Origin of the sequence: Thalassolituus sp. ST750PaO-4 (assembly GCF_020320405.1) — a bacterium.
GTDB lineage: Bacteria > Pseudomonadota > Gammaproteobacteria > Pseudomonadales > Oceanobacteraceae > Venatoribacter > Venatoribacter alkanivorans.
Map to the genome: position 1 here is coordinate 381,938 of NZ_JABVCB010000012.1, position 16,314 is coordinate 398,251.

The 16,314-nt window shown below is 56.0% G+C and carries 17 protein-coding genes; 1 reads left to right on the forward strand and 16 read right to left on the reverse strand.

The features are described from left to right. Positions 1–74: 74 nt before the first annotated feature. Positions 75–2,972 carry an insulinase family protein gene (locus tag HUF18_RS14895; RefSeq protein WP_225692734.1) on the reverse strand — a complete coding sequence of 966 codons (2,898 nt, stop codon included), beginning with the start codon at positions 2,970–2,972 and terminating at the stop codon, positions 75–77. A gap of 144 nt (positions 2,973–3,116) precedes the next feature. Between HUF18_RS14895 and HUF18_RS14900 the strand changes: the two genes are divergently transcribed. Beyond that, positions 3,117–4,256 carry an aminotransferase class V-fold PLP-dependent enzyme gene (locus tag HUF18_RS14900; protein WP_225692735.1) on the forward strand — a complete coding sequence of 380 codons (1,140 nt, stop codon included), beginning with the start codon at positions 3,117–3,119 and terminating at the stop codon, positions 4,254–4,256. Positions 4,257–4,333: 77 nt separating this feature from the next. Here HUF18_RS14900 and HUF18_RS14905 read toward each other — a convergent pair whose 3' ends face one another. The 15 genes from HUF18_RS14905 to rluC form a co-directional block, all read right to left on the reverse strand. Further along, complete coding sequence (locus tag HUF18_RS14905) at positions 4,334–4,684, reverse strand: PilZ domain-containing protein (protein WP_225692736.1); 351 nt, start codon at positions 4,682–4,684, stop codon at positions 4,334–4,336. Then, complete coding sequence (locus HUF18_RS14910; RefSeq protein ID WP_225692737.1) at positions 4,681–5,682, reverse strand: DNA polymerase III subunit delta'; 1,002 nt, start codon at positions 5,680–5,682, stop codon at positions 4,681–4,683. The genes HUF18_RS14905 and HUF18_RS14910 overlap by 4 nt, the downstream gene beginning before the upstream one ends. 10 nt (positions 5,683–5,692) lie before the next feature. Further along, entirely contained in the window at positions 5,693–6,355 is a 663-nt protein-coding gene (tmk, locus tag HUF18_RS14915; protein ID WP_225692738.1) for a dTMP kinase, read from the reverse strand. A 15-nt stretch (positions 6,356–6,370) separates the two neighbouring features. Then, positions 6,371–7,411: an endolytic transglycosylase MltG gene (gene mltG, locus HUF18_RS14920; protein ID WP_225692739.1), complete on the reverse strand. Its 1,041-nt coding sequence runs from the start codon at positions 7,409–7,411 to the stop codon at positions 6,371–6,373. Next, the gene (pabC, locus tag HUF18_RS14925; protein WP_225692740.1) at positions 7,408–8,271 is read right to left on the reverse strand and encodes an aminodeoxychorismate lyase; all 864 of its coding nucleotides are present in this window, start codon (positions 8,269–8,271) and stop codon (positions 7,408–7,410) included. The genes mltG and pabC overlap by 4 nt, the downstream gene beginning before the upstream one ends. Continuing rightward, a complete protein-coding gene (gene fabF / locus HUF18_RS14930; RefSeq protein ID WP_225692741.1) occupies positions 8,261–9,502 on the reverse strand; it encodes a beta-ketoacyl-ACP synthase II in 1,242 nt (413 codons plus the stop codon). The genes pabC and fabF overlap by 11 nt, the downstream gene beginning before the upstream one ends. 104 nt (positions 9,503–9,606) lie before the next feature. Then, complete coding sequence (gene acpP, locus HUF18_RS14935) at positions 9,607–9,840, reverse strand: acyl carrier protein (RefSeq protein ID WP_145468776.1); 234 nt, start codon at positions 9,838–9,840, stop codon at positions 9,607–9,609. Positions 9,841–9,884: 44 nt separating this feature from the next. Next, positions 9,885–10,625, reverse strand: coding sequence for a 3-oxoacyl-ACP reductase FabG (gene fabG / locus HUF18_RS14940; protein ID WP_225692742.1), 741 nt, complete (start codon positions 10,623–10,625; stop codon positions 9,885–9,887). A 2-nt stretch (positions 10,626–10,627) separates the two neighbouring features. Further along, positions 10,628–11,566, reverse strand: coding sequence for an ACP S-malonyltransferase (gene fabD, locus HUF18_RS14945; protein WP_225692743.1), 939 nt, complete (start codon positions 11,564–11,566; stop codon positions 10,628–10,630). A 177-nt stretch (positions 11,567–11,743) separates the two neighbouring features. Continuing rightward, positions 11,744–12,748 (reverse strand): phosphate acyltransferase PlsX, encoded by a 1,005-nt coding sequence (gene plsX, locus HUF18_RS14950; protein ID WP_225692744.1) that lies wholly within the window; start codon positions 12,746–12,748, stop codon positions 11,744–11,746. Between the two features lies 1 nt (position 12,749). Then, positions 12,750–12,935: a 50S ribosomal protein L32 gene (gene rpmF / locus HUF18_RS14955; protein WP_145468780.1), complete on the reverse strand. Its 186-nt coding sequence runs from the start codon at positions 12,933–12,935 to the stop codon at positions 12,750–12,752. 20 nt (positions 12,936–12,955) lie between these two features. Next, positions 12,956–13,492, reverse strand: a complete 537-nt coding sequence (locus HUF18_RS14960; RefSeq protein WP_145468781.1) for a YceD family protein — start codon at positions 13,490–13,492, stop codon at positions 12,956–12,958. A gap of 30 nt (positions 13,493–13,522) precedes the next feature. Further along, the gene (locus tag HUF18_RS14965) at positions 13,523–14,509 is read right to left on the reverse strand and encodes a S49 family peptidase (protein ID WP_145468782.1); all 987 of its coding nucleotides are present in this window, start codon (positions 14,507–14,509) and stop codon (positions 13,523–13,525) included. After that, entirely contained in the window at positions 14,502–15,161 is a 660-nt protein-coding gene (locus HUF18_RS14970; RefSeq protein ID WP_225692745.1) for an HAD family hydrolase, read from the reverse strand. The genes HUF18_RS14965 and HUF18_RS14970 overlap by 8 nt, the downstream gene beginning before the upstream one ends. Then, positions 15,145–16,113 carry a 23S rRNA pseudouridine(955/2504/2580) synthase RluC gene (gene rluC, locus HUF18_RS14975; protein ID WP_225692746.1) on the reverse strand — a complete coding sequence of 323 codons (969 nt, stop codon included), beginning with the start codon at positions 16,111–16,113 and terminating at the stop codon, positions 15,145–15,147. Before rluC ends, HUF18_RS14970 begins: the two co-directional genes overlap by 17 nt. Between the last annotated feature and the right edge of the window lie 201 nt (positions 16,114–16,314).

The window sequence follows — 16,314 nt, forward strand, 5'->3', positions numbered from 1 at the left end:
TGTATTAACAAAAACTGAATGCGCCCGGGTATGGCTGCAAACCGGCGGCATTATGCCGCCGGTTTAGTAGTCAATCAATAATCATTCGCAATTAATCCGAGATTATTTGCAATATTGTCAGTTCCACGTGGTGCGATAACAGCCTTGCTACCGACCTGATTGTGCAGATATTGCTCAGCAACGCGCTGCACATCTGCCCAGCAGGTGGCCAGAATGCGCTCACGGAATTGCTGACGCAGTGCCCGCGAGCGGCCGCTCTTATCCTGATGGAAACATTGCTTGGCTTCGCCCGCCGGTGAGCCCGGACGATCCATGCCGCCGATCAGACCCAGCACCGATTGCTCAATCAGGTCGTCGCCACTGCTGCGCGCCAGTAACCAGTCGATGGAGGCGGCGAAATCCGCAAAGGTGCCTTCCACCCGCGGATCACGGTAGGAATAAAATTTAAAGCAGCCCAGCGCCGAATCCTGGGTCGCGCCGGCACCGTAAGCACCGCCGCGTTCGCGAATGGCAGTGTGCAGGAAGGCATTGCGTAACAGGCCCGCCATAACCGCCAGCGGTGCCGCATCGGCGTGATCCATAGTCACCGTCGGCAGTGCCCAGGCACAGAAATTCACCTGCGAATCCACCATCCAGTAGGTTGCGGTTTGCGGCATATCCCAGCTCAGTGCCGCTGCAGGTGCGGCAGCCTGTGGCGTCCAGCAGTTCTGCAAGCTGGCAAGATGCGCAGCCGCGCCCTGTTCGTCATGCACCAGCAGCGCCTCCTGTGGCAAGGCGATCTGCTGATAAATATCCTGCAGAGCGGCTGACAGGAAACCTGCGCCTTCTTTCTGCGCACGCTGCAGACGTTCTTTCAGGCGTTTTACCTGCGGCAGGCCGCCGAGGTCATTTGACACATTGGCGGCGCGGTTCAGTGGTGCGGCCGCCAGCGACATAGCCAGCCCGTGACCGTTGCCGGTAATGCCCTGTTCACGGCGTGATTTGGCCTGAGTCAGCAAATCGAGCAGACGATTCTCCTCAGCAAAGGTCGGTGCCTGCCAGGTTTCCTGCATCAGTGCACTGAAATCATCGGCCTTGGCTGCCAGCGCCTTACCGCTCATCACCAGATAGCCTTCCAGCTGGTCGGCATTATCGACCTTGCCTTTCAGGCTGGCATACGCCGACAGGCTGCCAACCAGTGCAGTCTGTTTCTGTTGCTGGTAGAGGTAATCGTTACCACCGGCGCCTACTTCACTCCAGGCCTGGGTAAAGAACGGCAGCCAGCTCAGCTGTTCGGCATTAAACGCGGGCAGATCTACCAGTAGTTGCTGGTAGATCAGACCGTTGGTGCCGGCAACGTATTCGGTGGCAGGCAGACCATCCTGATGGGTGTTACTCGGCGCCACATAACTGACTTGTGGGCGCACATCGGCCAGAGTCACCTGTGGCAGCAGGCCCGGATCATCCTCCTGCTGCTGGCGTTCTTTCAGTGCCTGAGCCTGATCGAGGATTGCTTGTTTCTGCTCAGCAGTCAGACCGGCTTTAATCTCTGCCAGACGCTGCTCTTCCAGGCGTTTCATTTCGTCGTTTACGCCGTTATCCGGGCGCAGGGTAAAGCGCACACGGTGGCGGTTATTGAGCAGCAGACGCTGTACCGCCTCCTGCATAAAGCCTGGCTGACTGGCTTTGGCGCGCAGACGCTCAAGCGCCGGGTCAAGGTTCAGCAGAGCTGCCGGATCGCCGTAATGGGTCGCCGCCGGTAGTGAATTAAAAATAAGCTGCAGACCATAAGGGTAATGGTCGCCACCAATTTCACGCTGATGCAGTTCCAGCTGATGCAGCGCGGCATCAATCATGCTCTGCTCCACGCCGTTGTCGGCGACGTTCTGCAGGGTGTCGAGCACCAACTGCTCCAGCGCCTGGGCGTGTTCCGGCTCACTGCCTTCGATGCCGCACATAAAGCTCATTTCGCGGTTGGAATCTTCCAGCCCGCACAGCGGTGATGGTGAGCCGCCCAGATCGGTTTCTTCCAGCGCGCGGCGCAGTGGTGAGGCGCTGTTGTCGAGCAGCACCTGACTGACCAGATGGGCTTCCAGCTGGGCGTCCAGATCGGTTGACTCACCCAGCAGCCAGCCCAGCACATGATGGGTCTGGGCGCTCAGGTCGTCGCTGTCGATGCCGTAGCATTGCTCAACCGCCAGTGGCGCGGCGTAGCGTTTTTCCGGTTCAACACGCCATTGCTTGTCCTGACGCTCAAAGCGGCTCAGCGCCTGGGTTTCAAGGGTTTCGTGCAGTTCACTCACGTCCAGATTACCGAAGGTCATAAAGATGGCATTCGATGGGTGGTAGTGGGTTTTGTAGAAGCTGACCAGTTGCTCATAGGTCAGATCGGTGATTTCTGCCGGCTCACCACCACTGTTGTAGTGATAGGTGGTGGTCGGGAACAGGTAGCTGCTGATGCCCTGCCATAACTGGCTGACCGTGGACGACATCGCCCCTTTCATCTCGTTAAACACCACGCCTTTGTATTCCAGCGGCGAGTCGGCGTTGCCTTCTTCGCTGAATTCAATGCGGTGGCCTTCCTGAGCAAAATCCAGCTCGTGCAAACGCGAGAAAAACACCGCATCCAGATACACATCGAGCAGGTTTTTAAAGTCTTTGTCGTTTTGTGAGGCAAAAGGATACGCGGTCCAGTCACTGCTGGTCATGGCGTTCATAAAGGTATTTAGCGAGCGGCGCGTCATCATAAAGAACGGATCGCGCACCGGATATTTCTCGCTGCCGCACAATGCGGTGTGCTCCAGAATGTGCGCTACGCCGGTGGAGTCGTGGGGCATGGTGCGCAGGGCGACCATAAAGGCTTTTTCATCGTAGTCGGTCGCCAGATGATAATGCACTGCGCCGGTGGCGATGTGCTCGTAATGAAGAATATCGATATTCAGCGATTCAACGCGGGTGCTGCCGAGATGACGAAAAGCGTTTGATGATGACATACAGCTCTCTGCTTATCCTGATGTGTAAACTCAGGTATGTTAACAGGTGTCTGACAGGCACAGAACCTCAGCCGTACAACCGCGTTGCACCAGCCTGTTCTTTCTGTGCACTAATGCCCTATGTAATGAAACCGCAGGAGCCCTATGAATACCGAAGCGCGCTGGGACGATGAATTCCCGGTCAATCATGAGTGTCTGTATCTGAATCACGCTGCCGTTGCGCCCTGGCCAGAGCGCGCGCGCGTGGCGGTCAGCGAATTTGCTGCCGAGAATACCGCCCTCGGCGCCAGCCGCTATCCACAATGGAGCTCGATGGAAGCTGGCCTCAAACGCAACCTGGAAGCCCTGATCGACGCCCCGAAAGGCTCGGTCGCTCTGGTTAAAAATACCTCAGAAGCGTTGTCTTTTGTGGCTGCCGGGCTCGACTGGCAGCCGGGTGACGTGGTGGTGATCAGCGATCAGGAATTCCCGTCCAACCGCATCGTCTGGGAAGCGCTGGCACATAAAGGGGTGCAGGTTGTGGAGGTCGCACTGCCCTGGGATGACCCGGAATCCCTGCTGCTGGAAGCCTTAGCGCAGAAGCCACGATTGTTGTCGATCAGTGCAGTGCAGTACGCCACCGGCCTGACGCTGGATCTGGTCCGGCTGGGCGAAGCCTGTCGGGCGGCGGGCACTCTGTTCTGCGTCGATGCCATTCAGGCGGTGGGTGCCCTGCCGTTTTCGGTTCAGGCGATTCAGGCCGATTTTGCTATGGCTGACGGCCATAAATGGCTGCTTGGCCCGGAAGGTTTGGGGTTTTTCTATGTACGGCCACAGATTATGGATCAGCTGAGTCTGTCCGAATTCGGCTGGCATATGATCGAGGATATGGGTAACTACGACCGTAAAGACTGGCAACCCGCCGCCGATGCGCGGCGTTTTGAGTGCGGCAGCCCCAATATGCTGGCCGCTACTGCGCTGAAAGCCAGCACCGATTTGCTGCTCGAAGTCGGCATGGATCAGGTCGCTACCCGCGTGGTAACCAACGTGCTGTACCTGAAGGAATTACTGGACGACAAGGGTGCCACCTTTATCAATCCACTGTTGCATCAGCGTCCGTCGGGCATTCTGACCTTCCACTTTATGGGTAAAGACAGCACACAGCTGTACAAGCTGCTGATGCAGGCCGGGGTGATTTGCGCTAATCGCGGCGGCGGTATCCGCTTCTCACCGCACTTCCATACCACTCAGGAAGTGATGGAAGACGCCGTAGATGCCTTGGAGTGTTTGCTTGAAGCGCTCTGAGCGCAGCTTGCGGGCATAAAAAAGAGCGCATCTGCGCTCTTTTTTCTTTCCGGTGTTCGCTACAGCATGGCTGCCGCTTACATCGTATGGGTTATACGATCCGACTTCAGGGCACCGGCCAGATAGGTTTCAATCTTGTCGCGGGCCATGCTTTCGTCGCCGGTAAACTGCACGCCGATGCCGGCCACTTTGTTACCCTGAGCACCCTTTGGCGTAACCCAGATAACCTTACCGGCCACCGGAATTTTTTCCGCCTCGTCCATCAGTTTCAGCAGCATGAAGACTTCATCGCCCAGCTGATACTGCTTGTTGGTCGGAATAAACAAACCGCCTTCTTTGATAAACGGCATATAGGCGGCGTAAAGAACCGATTTATCTTTAATGGTCAGCGACAAAATGCCGCTGCGGGCACCTAAATTGGCGGTCATGCATGCTCCCCGCGATGACTGTCTTGAACGATCTGCTGCCAATCCAGCAACAGGGATTCAAGCAGCAACTGCTTATTATAGTTACCGCCACCGGACAGCAACTGCCCGAGTACGGCCTGAACTTTATGCTGCAAGGTTATCAGCTTTGCCGGATTCAGGGTAGCGCACGGCAGCAACTGAAAAACCTGATCGGTAAACACCAGCTGCTCCGGACCGACACCCAGCTTCGCTTTAAGGCAGTCAGACAAAATCGAATAAAACCAGGAGGTTACATCCTGAAATTCAAGTTTATTCCAACCTTCCGCCGCGGCCTGCAGCGGAATTTGCCCCTGACTCCACTGGCGCAGCAGCTCAAACCACTTCTGCTGCTGACTGCTTTGCTCACGCGTCAGCCAGTCCAGCGCTTTCAGCGGCGCCTGATGGTTCATGCGCAACGCCTGTTCTGCCACCTCGGCGCTGAAGCCTTGCTGCTGCAGCCAGCTCAGGGCTTCGGCCTGCCCCGGCGGACTGAGCTGCAGGCGCTGGCAGCGGCTGCGAATGGTCGGCAACACCGAGCCGAAACGCTCGGTTTCGAGCAGCAGAAAGCTCTCACCCGGCGGTTCTTCCAGGGTTTTCAGTAAGGCATTGGCGGCATTGGTGTTCATCACTTCCACCGGGCGGAGGCTGACCACCTGGCAGCGGCTGATCTGCGGTGTCTGGGCAAGAAAATCATTCACCTTGCGGATCGCATCAATACGGATCTGGCGACTGCCATCTTCCGGCTGACACAGCATAAAATCGGGATGCGTACCGGCCGCCCAGAGCTGACAACTGTGGCACTGACCACAGGGTTCAGACTCGTCACGCAAACACAGCAGCCATTGCGCCACATGCAGTGCCAGCTGATGCTTGCCAATACCCTCAAGGCCGGTCAGCAGCAGCGCGTGCGGCAGCCCTCCGCTTTGCTGACGGCGCACCAGTTCATGCCAGACACTCTGATGCCAGGGCTGCACATTCATGCCTCACCTCTCATTGCATTCCGCCCGGTGGCAGCAAGCTCTGCAGAACCTGTTCGATCTGCTGCTGTACCTGTGCCAGCGGCTGTGCGGCATCAATACGGCGGAAGCGTTCATGCTGAGAGGCCAGCCAGTCAAATCCCTGCTGTACCCGCTCAAAGAAATCCAGCTGCTCCTGCTCAAAACGATCAACCGCTTCGCCGGCCTGATCGGCACGGCCACGGGCACGGCTCATGCCGACCGCTAATGGCGCCTCCAGCAGCAAGGTGCAGTCCGGTTCCAGCCCCTGCTGCACCAGTGCTTTCAGCTGTTCAATCTGTGCCAGTGGCAGCTGGCGGCCAAAGCCCTGATAGGCGATGGTGGAGTCGGTAAAACGGTCACACAACACCCAGGCGCCGCGCGCCAGCGCAGGCTGAATGAATGCCTGCAGGTGCTGGGCACGAGCAGCAAACACCAGCAGCAGTTCGGTCAGAGGCTGCATGGTTTCTGTGTGATGAGCCTTAAGAAGGCGCTCGCGGATGGTTTCGGCGATTTCAGTGCCGCCCGGTTCACGGGTAACGACCACTTCAATGCCACGGGCGCGAAGCCACTCGGCACAGAAGGCGATATTGGTGGATTTACCCACACCTTCTCCGCCTTCAAAGGTAATAAACAAGCCTGCTTGCGGCTTTGTCATACGGGATGTTCCTGCTCAGGATTCTGGCGCGGCGGCTTCTGCCGGCGCCGATCGGTAATCTTTTTTACGGCGGAAAATCTGGTATTTCCGCACCGCTTTATTATGTTCTTCCAGCGTTGCCGAAAACTGATGACTGCCATCGCCACGGGCAACAAAGTACAGCTCATCGCCATCAGCGGGATTCAGCGCCGCATCCAGTGCGGCACGCCCGGCCAGCGCAATCGGCGTTGGCGGCAGGCCTTTCTGGCGGTAGGTATTGTACGGATTTGTCCGGTCCTGCAGATGTTTTTTGCGCAGATTGCCATCAAATTGTGGCCCCAGGCCATAAATAACCGTCGGATCGGTCTCCAGGCGCATATTTTGTTGCAGGCGGCGTACAAAAACGCCGGCAATCACCGGGCGCTCAGCCACTACGCCGGTTTCTTTCTCCACAATCGACGCCATGATCAGCGCCTCATAAGGGCTTTTGTACGGCACGTCCGCCGCACGGGATTCCCACGCAGCAGCCAGTTGCTCACGCATACGCTGGTAGGCCTGACGGATCACCGACGAAACTCCTTCACCGCTGTGATACACGTAGGTATCCGGATACAGCCAGCCTTCCGGGTTGCCCTGCAGGCCAAGCATTTCGCCAACCCGTTCCGGTGTCAGCGGGTTCAGATCCTGAGTCAGACGCGGCGCCTCAGCCAGCGCCGTCAGGGCTTCGCGCAACTGCAACCCTTCAATCAGGCTGACGCGATAAGTCACCGGTGTCGCATTGGCGAGAAAGTTCAGTAATTCAGTGCCACTGAGCGCTGCCGGCACATCGTATTCGCCGACGCGCAACACCCGCTCCTGACCGGTCAGTCTCGCCTGAAGTCGCAGTAACAGCGCCGATGGCAACCAGCCGTTGGCCTGCCATCGACGACTTAGGCTGCTGATGGTGTCACCACTGACTACTTCAATACGGACAGGTTGCTCGTTACTGGTTGGCAGCTGCCAGATGGCCAATACGGTGGCACTCAGTAACAGAAAAACGAGGGAGGACAAAGCCAGCAGGCGTTTGCTCAGTGTCATGCGTAAAGATTCTCCAGATCCTTCTGCAGCGTTGCGATCTGATGCTGCGCTGCCGGATGTTCGAATTGCCGCCCGTCTATGCGGCTGACCATAACAATCCCCTGCAGCGTATTGCAGAAGAAGACGGCATCAGCGGCCAGCAGACGTTCGCGTCCAAAAGGGGTAATGATGACATTGTGATGCGCCAACAGCCAGCGCCGCACAACGCCATTCACTCCGCTGCCACTGAGATCCGGGGTTACCAGCTGACCATTTTCCAGCAGAAACAGATTGCTCATGCAGCCTTCGATCACCTGCTCCTGCGCATCCAGTATCACCGCTTCCTGCCAGTCGGGCTCAAAGCGCTGGCGCGCCAGCACCTGCTCCAGGCGGTTCAGATGTTTAAAGCCCGCCAGTGCCGGCTGAATCGCCAGTCGGATATCGCTGAATCCGGCCACCATGCCCTGCGGCAGACGGAGATAGCCCCAGTCAGGCGGCGTAAACCCCTGCCACTGCAGTAACAGCTCAGGCTCGGCCGGCGGCGCATAGCCACGCGGGCCGGCGCCGCGACTGATCAGCAGCTTACCGGCCAGCAGCGGGCTTTGCGGGCGCTGAGCCAGAGCCTGTTCGATTTGCTGAAAGCTGTCGATCGGGAAATCCAGTGCACATAAGCCCTGCAGCAGACGCTGTTTATGGTATGGCCATAATGGAATGCTGCCATCGGGTGCAAAACGAATGGTTTCAAACAGACCATCGCCGTAGTGCAGCGCGCGGTCATTGGACGGCCAATGGCTCTGAGCTTGGCTCTGAGCTTGCCTATGACCCAGCCCCTGCCACTGACCGTTAACCCAAACGTATGCAGTACTGACTTCAGGCATCATAACGACGGAACAGCAGGCTGCCGTTGGTACCGCCGAAACCAAAGGAGTTGGAAACGGCAGCGCGGATATCCATGTTACGCGCCTTATGCGGAACGTAATCCAGATCGCATCCTTCGGCAGGATGATCAAGATTGATGGTTGGCGGCGCGATGCCATCGCGCACCGCCAGCACTGTAATCAGAGCTTCCAGAGCGCCGGCAGCCCCCAGCAAGTGGCCGGTCATGGACTTGGTTGAAGAGACAGCCAGGCGGCTGACATGATCACCAAACAAATCCTTAATCGCCTGTGTCTCGGCAATATCGCCAATCAGCGTCGAGGTGCCGTGGGCGTTGATGTAATCAATATCCTGCGGCTGCAGACCGGCATCGTTAAGCGCATTGGCCATCGCCATGCGCGCGCCCTCGCCATTTTCCGGCGGACTGGTGATGTGATGGGCATCATCACTCATGCCCAGACCACTGAGTTCAGCATAGATAGTCGCGCCACGGGCCTGAGCATGTTCAAGAGATTCCAGTACCAGTACGGCCGCGCCATCGCCCAGCACAAAACCATCACGGTCTTTATCCCACGGCCGACTGGCTTTTTCCGGCTCGTCGTTGCGGGTACTCATGGCGCGGGCCGCAGCAAAACCGGCGACACCAAGAGGCGACGATGCCATCTCGGACCCGCCGGCAATCATCACATCCGCATCGCCGTAAGCGATGGTACGGGCGGCATAGCCAATATTATGAGTACCTGTTGTGCAGGCAGTGGTGATAGCAAAGTTAGGGCCGCGGAGTTTGTGGCGGATAGCAATATTGCCGGACGCCATATTAATCACGGCAGCAGGCACAAGAAACGGTGATACCCGGCGCGGGCCACTGCTCTGCAATTGCTGGTAATTCTGTTCAATCGTCGTGATGCCGCCGATGCCTGAGCCAACAGCTACACCGACACGGTCACGGTTTAACGATTCGGGAAAGGCTGCATCAACAATGGCCTGCTCTGCCGCCACCATGGCGTACTGCAGAAAGAGATCCATTTTGCGCGCATCTTTTTCGCTCATCACGCTGGTGACGTCGAACTGTTTAACTGCGCCGCCAATCTTCGTGGCGTACCCTTCCGTGTCAAAGTGTTCAATACGGGTGATACCACTTTCTCCGGCGCAGAGCGCGCGCCAGGTATCCGCCACATTCAGACCAAGCGGGTTAACACTGCCCAGTCCCGTAATTACCACACGTCGCTTTGTCATATTCCGTTTTTCATCCCAGTAGTCGCAAACACGGCCGCCAAAAGGTCACATAACAGGCATAAAAAAAGCCGCGTCAGAAGAGGCGGCTTTCGGGCTCGCTGACCTTACAGGTTGGCGATGATGTAGTCGATCGCTTCCTGAACGGTAGTCAGCTTCTCAGCGTCTTCATCAGGAATTTCAGTTTCGAATTCTTCTTCCAGAGCCATAACCAGCTCTACAGTATCCAGAGAATCCGCGCCCAGATCGTCAACAAAAGAGGATGAAGCCTTAACATCTTCTTCTTTAACACCCAGCTGTTCACATACGATTTTCTTTACGCGTTCTTCAATGTTGCTCATGGTTTTTTCCTACCGTTTCAAGTTTCCTGGTGGTCTTAATGACCTCAGCCCATATTCATGCCGCCATTCACATGAATGGTCTGGCCTGTAATGTATTTCGCGTCGTTTCCGGCCAGAAAAGCAACCGCACCAGCGATTTCTTCTACCTGTCCGAAGCGCTTGCCTGGAATGGTGGCTAGGATCGCCTCTTTTTGCGTTTCAGGCAAGATTTCCGTCATATCTGTTTGAATAAATCCCGGCGCGACACAATTCACCGTGATGTTCCGGCTGGCAATTTCCTGCGCCAGAGAGCGGCTGAAACCTTCCAGACCCGCTTTGGCAGCAGCGTAGTTTGCCTGCCCGCCATTACCGGTAGTACCGATAATGGAACTGATATTAATAATGGCGCCAGCCTTCTGCTTCAGCATCGGCTTAACCATGGATTTGCATACGCGGAATACGCCGGTGAGGTTGGTGTTAATCACCTCGCCCCACTCGTCATCCGACATGCGCAGAAACAGGTTGTCGCGCGTGATTCCGGCGTTATTCACCACAACCCGTGGCGTGCCGTAATTCTGCAAAAACTCTTTCAGGGCGCCGTCTGTTTGTGCCGCATCGGCAATATTCAGCACCAGTGCATCGTTATCACCGTCAATCTGCTGCAGCGCTTCGCGTACAGAAGCTGCACCGGATTCGCTGGTTGCGGTACCAACAACACGATAGCCGTCACGCGCCAGACGTTCGGCAATCGCGCGACCAATGCCGCGGGAAGCGCCAGTCACCAGGGCGAGTAATTTTTCACTCATATTCAGGATCCTTGAATAAAGGCAATGGTTGCCTGTAAGGACGCGGCATCACCCGTATTATGGGTTGCCAGCGTTTTATCGATGCGCTTGTTCAGGCCGCTGAGCACTTTGCCCGGGCCGAATTCAATCGCATTATCGGCGCGTCCGCGGCAGGCTTGCACGGCACCAGTCCAGTTAACTGGGCTGTACAGCTGCGCCAGCAGACGCGATGGAATTTCTGCCAGAGTTGCCACCGCATTATCAACGTTGTGATACACCGGAAATGCCGGTGCGCGGAAGGAAACTGCATTCAGTGCTTCGCCAAATTCTTCGGCTGCGGCTTTCATCAGACTGGAGTGGAACGGACCGCTGACCGCCAATGGCAGTGCGCGCTTGGCGCCTGCAGCCTTGGCAAGCTCAATGGCTTTTTCCACACCGCTCATGGCGCCGGCAATAACGATCTGGCCGGGTGCGTTAAAATTCGCTGGCTCAACCACACCGGCAGCAGAAGCCTCAGCACACACGGCGCGGATCTGATCTTCTTCCAGACCCAGCACGGCGGCCATGCCACCCTGACCCGCCGGTACCGCAGCTTCCATCAGCTCACCACGTTTTTTTACCAGACGCACAGCATCGGCAAAATCGATCGCATCGGCAGCAACCAGTGCGGAATATTCCCCCAGAGAATGTCCTGCTCCGGCAATAACACTCAGCGCCGGACAGATTTCCTGCAGCACACGCCATAAGGCAACGCTGGCCGTCAGCAACGCTGGCTGAGTGTTATAGGTCTGATTCAGTGTTTCTGCCGGGCCGTCCTGACACATGGCCCAGAGATCAAGATTGATGGATTCAGACGCTTGTGCAAAGGTGCTCTGAATCTGAGGATATTCGGCCGCCAGATCCGCCAGCATACCAACCTGCTGCGCGCCCTGACCGGGGAAGAATGCAATTACATCGGTCATCACTTGCCCTGTATTCACGGTAAAAATCACTGTTGTACGAATTCTGAATAACGTTTCTGAATACGCGCTATCAATTGCGTTCCAACATCAGTGCCGAAAGCCGGACACATAATATGGAGAGCAATTGTTACAATAAATAGTCAACAATGCACAATATTATTGAATCAGATTCACCGCTCAATGATTTTGCAGGCGATTAAGCTCGGCCAGCAAACGGGGTTTGTCGAAGCGCTCAACCTTCTGTAGCAGGTACTCCAGCGCATAGCGATAAGCGCGCTCGTCGGATTTGCCATGGGTTTTAACCACCACACCATCCAGCCCCAGCAGCAAAGCACCACCATGACGGGCCGGTGATATACGCCGTTCAATGCGACCAATGGCCGGTGCCCAAAGGAATGACAGCCAGCGCAAAAACCAGGTATTGCGGAACTCGCTCTGCAGCTGCTCACTGAGCCATTCTGACAACCCTTCGCTGGCTTTCAGGGCGATATTACCGGCAAAACCATCGGTTACCAGCACATCCAGCTCGCCGCGGTAGAGGTCATCACCTTCGTAAAAGCCGACATAGTAGTCCGGCATAATACGCTGCAGCTGTTCGGCCGCATGACGCACATTATCCGTCCCCTTGGTTGACTCGCGCCCAACATTCAGGAGGCCAAGGCGTGGCGCCATCGCGCACTGGGTGCAACTCCAGGCCGCACCAATACAGGCAAACTGCACCAGCTGATCAGCGCTGACACCTAAATTGGCGCCCAGATCGAGCATCAGCAGTGGTTTTTTGCGCGTGGGCAACTGGGTTGCCAGCGCCGGACGGTCAAGACCGGGCAGCATTCCCAAAAGATGACGGGCAAGCACCATCAGTGCCCCGGTATTGCCAACAGAAAGCACACCCTGTGCGCGCCCCTGCTGATGTTCATGCAGCACGGCAGCCATGGTTGACTTCAGCCCCTGACGCAGCATTTGCGCGGGTTTATCCTGCATGGATATCTGGGTTTCACAAAGGAGAATGCGTACCCGCGATTTACGGGAAGCAAAGAACGACTCCGCTTCATCAGCGAAGTCCGGAGTCACCGCCACAATCAGATGAACATCCGGGCGCGACTTGAGGAATTTCTTACAGGCCTGAAACGCAACGCGGGGACCTAAGTCCCCGCCCATTACATCTACCGCAACGGTAAACATATTAGTTGTTGCCAGTCTCCACGACTTTTTTGCCACGGTAGAAACCGTCAGCGCTTACGTGGTGACGACGGTGAGTTTCACCAGAAGTCGGATCGGTAGACAGTGCCATTGCTGCAGTGTCCAGAGCATCGTGTGAACGACGCATGCCACGCTTGGAACGAGTTACTTTGTTTTGCTGAACCGCCATTTTAGGCTCCTAACTATTCGCTATTTCTGTTTGAGCTTAGCTAAAACGTCAAACGGGTTGGGTCGTTTGTCGTCTGAATCTGTTGTTTCCGGCTTCGACTCAGGTTGCTTAAACTGACAATCGCCTTCCGGGTGTGTTGGAAACATGGGCAGTGCCAGCAGCACTTCGTCTTCCATCACTGACCACAGATCCAGCTGACCATTTTCGTCAACTTCGACCGGCTCAAACCGTTTCGGTAATTGCTTGGCCTGATCATCGTCAAATACAAGTCCCAGCTGAAAGCTGCTTTCCACAGGAATGGTGACATTCCCGAGACAGCGCTGACAGATCATGACAACACTTGTATTACAGCTGCCCTGCAGTAACCGGTGCTTTTCCTGATCACGTTCGAAACGAATTTCGCAGTGAACAGGAGCGACGCAATCTTCGACTGCTTCGTTAAGCCTGGTTAGCTGTTTGCTGTCAATATCGGCACTGAATTGCTGTCCAACAGTAACCAGTTTTACCGCATCAACACGCTTGGGAAGCTGAGCCTCTGCCATAGTGCGCGACATCATAGGTACGCAAAGCCCCTCTGTCAAAATTATTTAACGCAGACTCAGGGTCTGCTCAGTCAGCAGCGTCGCAAAGCCACGCCCCATACTTGCACCGAAGCGCTTCACCAGCTCATCCCAGGGGCTTGGCTGGTAGGTAAAGTTAACCAGCTCTTCGGTATCCAGTTTTTCCCGGGCAATCTGACTGCTGGATGCCAGCCCGTCAATCAGCCCCAGATCCAGCGCCTGCTCACCAGACCACACCAGACCAGAAAACAGATTCGGATCATCTTTCAGACGCTCACCGCGACCCAGCTTCACCTGCTCGATAAACTGCTTATGGGTAACCTTGAGCACGCCCTGCCAGAAGGCTTTTTCATCTTCATTCTCAGGCAGGAAAGGATCAAGGAAGCCCTTGTGCTCACCGGCAGTATACTGGCGACGCTCGACGCCGAATTTCTCCATCGCTTTCACAAAGCCAAAGCCGGAGCCCACCACACCAATAGAGCCCACCAGACTGGCTTTATCGGCATAGATTTCATCCGCCGCCGCAGCAATGTAATAAGCCCCGGAAGCACCCAGATCCATAATCACCGCATACACAGGAAAATCAGGACGGGTTTCTTTCAGACGTTTGATTTCGTCATAGACGTAACCGGCCTGTACCGGACTACCACCCGGGCTGTTAATGCGCAGAATTACACCCAGTGCCTTTTCATCATCGAAGGCGTCACGCAATGCACCAATAAGCGCATCAGCGCTGGCGTCCTGATCGGCGGCAATCACCCCATTCACTTCGATAACGGCGGCATAATTTCCTTCCGGCAGCATTTCTGCTCCATGCTCGCCCGGCATGCGCAGCAGCCAGATAATGGCGAACAGGTAAATAAAGGTGAGCGCTTTAAAGAAAATACCCCAGCGACGGGCGCGTTTCTGCTCGCCCTGCATATCCATCAGTACTTTTTCGATCAGCTTCCATTCTTTGCTGTTATCGTCCGGGCGGTTTGCCGGCTGATTCTGATTGAGGTTTTCGTTATCCATTAATACGTATCCAGTCGTTAAGTTCTTGAATGCTATGGCAGATGGCCAGCGGACCACAAGCCAGAAGCACGCGATCATCGTGCGCGCCATGCCCCATGGCCACAGACGCCATACCAGCAGCATTAGCCATATCCAGGTCGTAGGTGGTATCGCCGACCATCAGCGCCTCGTCCGGCGCAATGTTCAGCTCACTCAGCAACTCCCTGAGCATCTGCGGATGCGGCTTCGAGCGGGTTTCATCGGCACAGCGGGTCGCAGCGAATCTGTGCCCTATTTTCAGGTCGCGCAGCATCCGGTCGAGTCCGCGCCGGCTTTTGCCAGTAGCAACCGCCAGTGAGTAGCTCCGCTCAACCAGACCCGCCAGAAACTCCGGAGTTCCGGGAAAAAAGCCCATGGCAACCTGACTGTCAGCGACAAAATAACGCGCATACACCTGGGTCATGGCCTGCAATTGCGGTTCATCAATCGCCGGCCATACCGTACGCAGCGCCTCCGGCAAACCAAGACCAATAATGTTCTGCACCGCCGCATCCGCGACCTGTGGTAAGCCAACCTCGCCAGCCGCCTGCTGCATGCTGTCAACAATGCGCTGAGTGGAGTCGACCAACGTACCGTCCCAGTCAAAAATAATCAGTTTAAAGCGCAAACTCACACCCCGCCTTCTTTAAAATACTGCTGAATTCATCGTCCGGCAGCGCACTGATCTGCAGGCGCTCACCACTGTCAGGATGGCGAAAAGACAACTGCCAGGCATGCAGAAACAAACGCTTAACCCCCTGACGCTTGTCGATATCCTGCTGCGAGCGGTCGCAGTACTTCACATCACCGGCAATACTGCAGCCCTGAAACTGACAGTGCACCCGAATCTGATGGGTACGCCCGGTCACCGGCTCTGCTTCTATTAATGAGTAATGCGACCCCGAGGCCTTCAGGGTGGTTTTGGTCAGTGACGTTTTGCCTTCCGGACTCACCATCACCATGCGCTCACCGGACTGGCGTTCAAAACGCAACAGCGGTTCACGCACCTCGGTCACAGAAGCAGGCCAATGCCCGTGCACCATGGCCAGATACTTTTTACTGATGCCGGATTTATTCGCCAGCATACGCTGCAGAGCCGTCAGCACTGAGCGCTTTTTGGCAATCATAATAACGCCTGAGGTATCACGATCGAGGCGGTGCACCAGCTCAAGAAAGCGATGATCCGGGCGCATTTTACGCAAGGCTTCAATCAGCCCCAGATTCACCCCGCTACCACCATGCACGGCCAGCCCGTGGGGTTTATTCACCACCAGAAGACCATCATCTTCATGCAGGATGGCATTCTGCAAAATCTCCTGCAGTGCCGGTGATACATCCGGCGTTTCGTCGCGCTCGGCAATTCGCAGCGGCGGCACCCGTACCACATCGCCAGCCGCCAGGCGGGTATCCGCCTTCACTCTCCCTTTATTTACCCGCACCTCGCCTTTGCGGATGATGCGGTACACCAGCGTCTTGGGCACACCTTTTAATACAGAGATAAGAAAATTATCGACACGCTGACCATCGTTATCGGCGGTCACCGTCAGTAGCGATACTTTACCGGTATCGATTTCGTGATTTGACATAGGTTCAAAGCAGCCCAGGCGGCGGATTTATTTGTGGTATGGCATTTGCGGGGCGCAACCAATGTTGCTATATTCGCCCACGGCCTTGGTCGGCACAGAGAAAGCGTACAACCCAGCCGACGATCAAGATCAGCCGAAAGGCGAGGCCAGGCCGATCAAGCGGCAGAGTATAAGGAAGAAGACATACTGTTAAAACTCTTC

Bases quoted from the DNA above. Each gene is read 5' to 3' on its own strand.
- rpmF (WP_145468780.1), bottom strand. From the start codon at position 12,935: ATGGCGGTTCAGCAAAACAAAGTAACTCGTTCCAAGCGTGGCATGCGT.
- HUF18_RS14965 (WP_145468782.1), bottom strand. From the start codon at position 14,509: ATGGATAACGAAAACCTCAATCAGAATCAGCCGGCAAACCGCCCGGAC.
- HUF18_RS14960 (WP_145468781.1), bottom strand. From the start codon at position 13,492: ATGATGTCGCGCACTATGGCAGAGGCTCAGCTTCCCAAGCGTGTTGAT.
- tmk (WP_225692738.1), bottom strand. From the start codon at position 6,355: ATGACAAAGCCGCAAGCAGGCTTGTTTATTACCTTTGAAGGCGGAGAA.
- pabC (WP_225692740.1), bottom strand. From the start codon at position 8,271: ATGATGCCTGAAGTCAGTACTGCATACGTTTGGGTTAACGGTCAGTGG.
- acpP (WP_145468776.1), bottom strand. From the start codon at position 9,840: ATGAGCAACATTGAAGAACGCGTAAAGAAAATCGTATGTGAACAGCTG.
- HUF18_RS14900 (WP_225692735.1), top strand. From the start codon at position 3,117: ATGAATACCGAAGCGCGCTGGGACGATGAATTCCCGGTCAATCATGAG.
- fabF (WP_225692741.1), bottom strand. From the start codon at position 9,502: ATGACAAAGCGACGTGTGGTAATTACGGGACTGGGCAGTGTTAACCCG.
- HUF18_RS14905 (WP_225692736.1), bottom strand. From the start codon at position 4,684: ATGACCGCCAATTTAGGTGCCCGCAGCGGCATTTTGTCGCTGACCATT.
- HUF18_RS14910 (WP_225692737.1), bottom strand. From the start codon at position 5,682: ATGAATGTGCAGCCCTGGCATCAGAGTGTCTGGCATGAACTGGTGCGC.
- fabD (WP_225692743.1), bottom strand. From the start codon at position 11,566: ATGACCGATGTAATTGCATTCTTCCCCGGTCAGGGCGCGCAGCAGGTT.
- fabG (WP_225692742.1), bottom strand. From the start codon at position 10,625: ATGAGTGAAAAATTACTCGCCCTGGTGACTGGCGCTTCCCGCGGCATT.
- HUF18_RS14895 (WP_225692734.1), bottom strand. From the start codon at position 2,972: ATGTCATCATCAAACGCTTTTCGTCATCTCGGCAGCACCCGCGTTGAA.
- plsX (WP_225692744.1), bottom strand. From the start codon at position 12,748: ATGTTTACCGTTGCGGTAGATGTAATGGGCGGGGACTTAGGTCCCCGC.
- mltG (WP_225692739.1), bottom strand. From the start codon at position 7,411: ATGACACTGAGCAAACGCCTGCTGGCTTTGTCCTCCCTCGTTTTTCTG.
- rluC (WP_225692746.1), bottom strand. From the start codon at position 16,113: ATGTCAAATCACGAAATCGATACCGGTAAAGTATCGCTACTGACGGTG.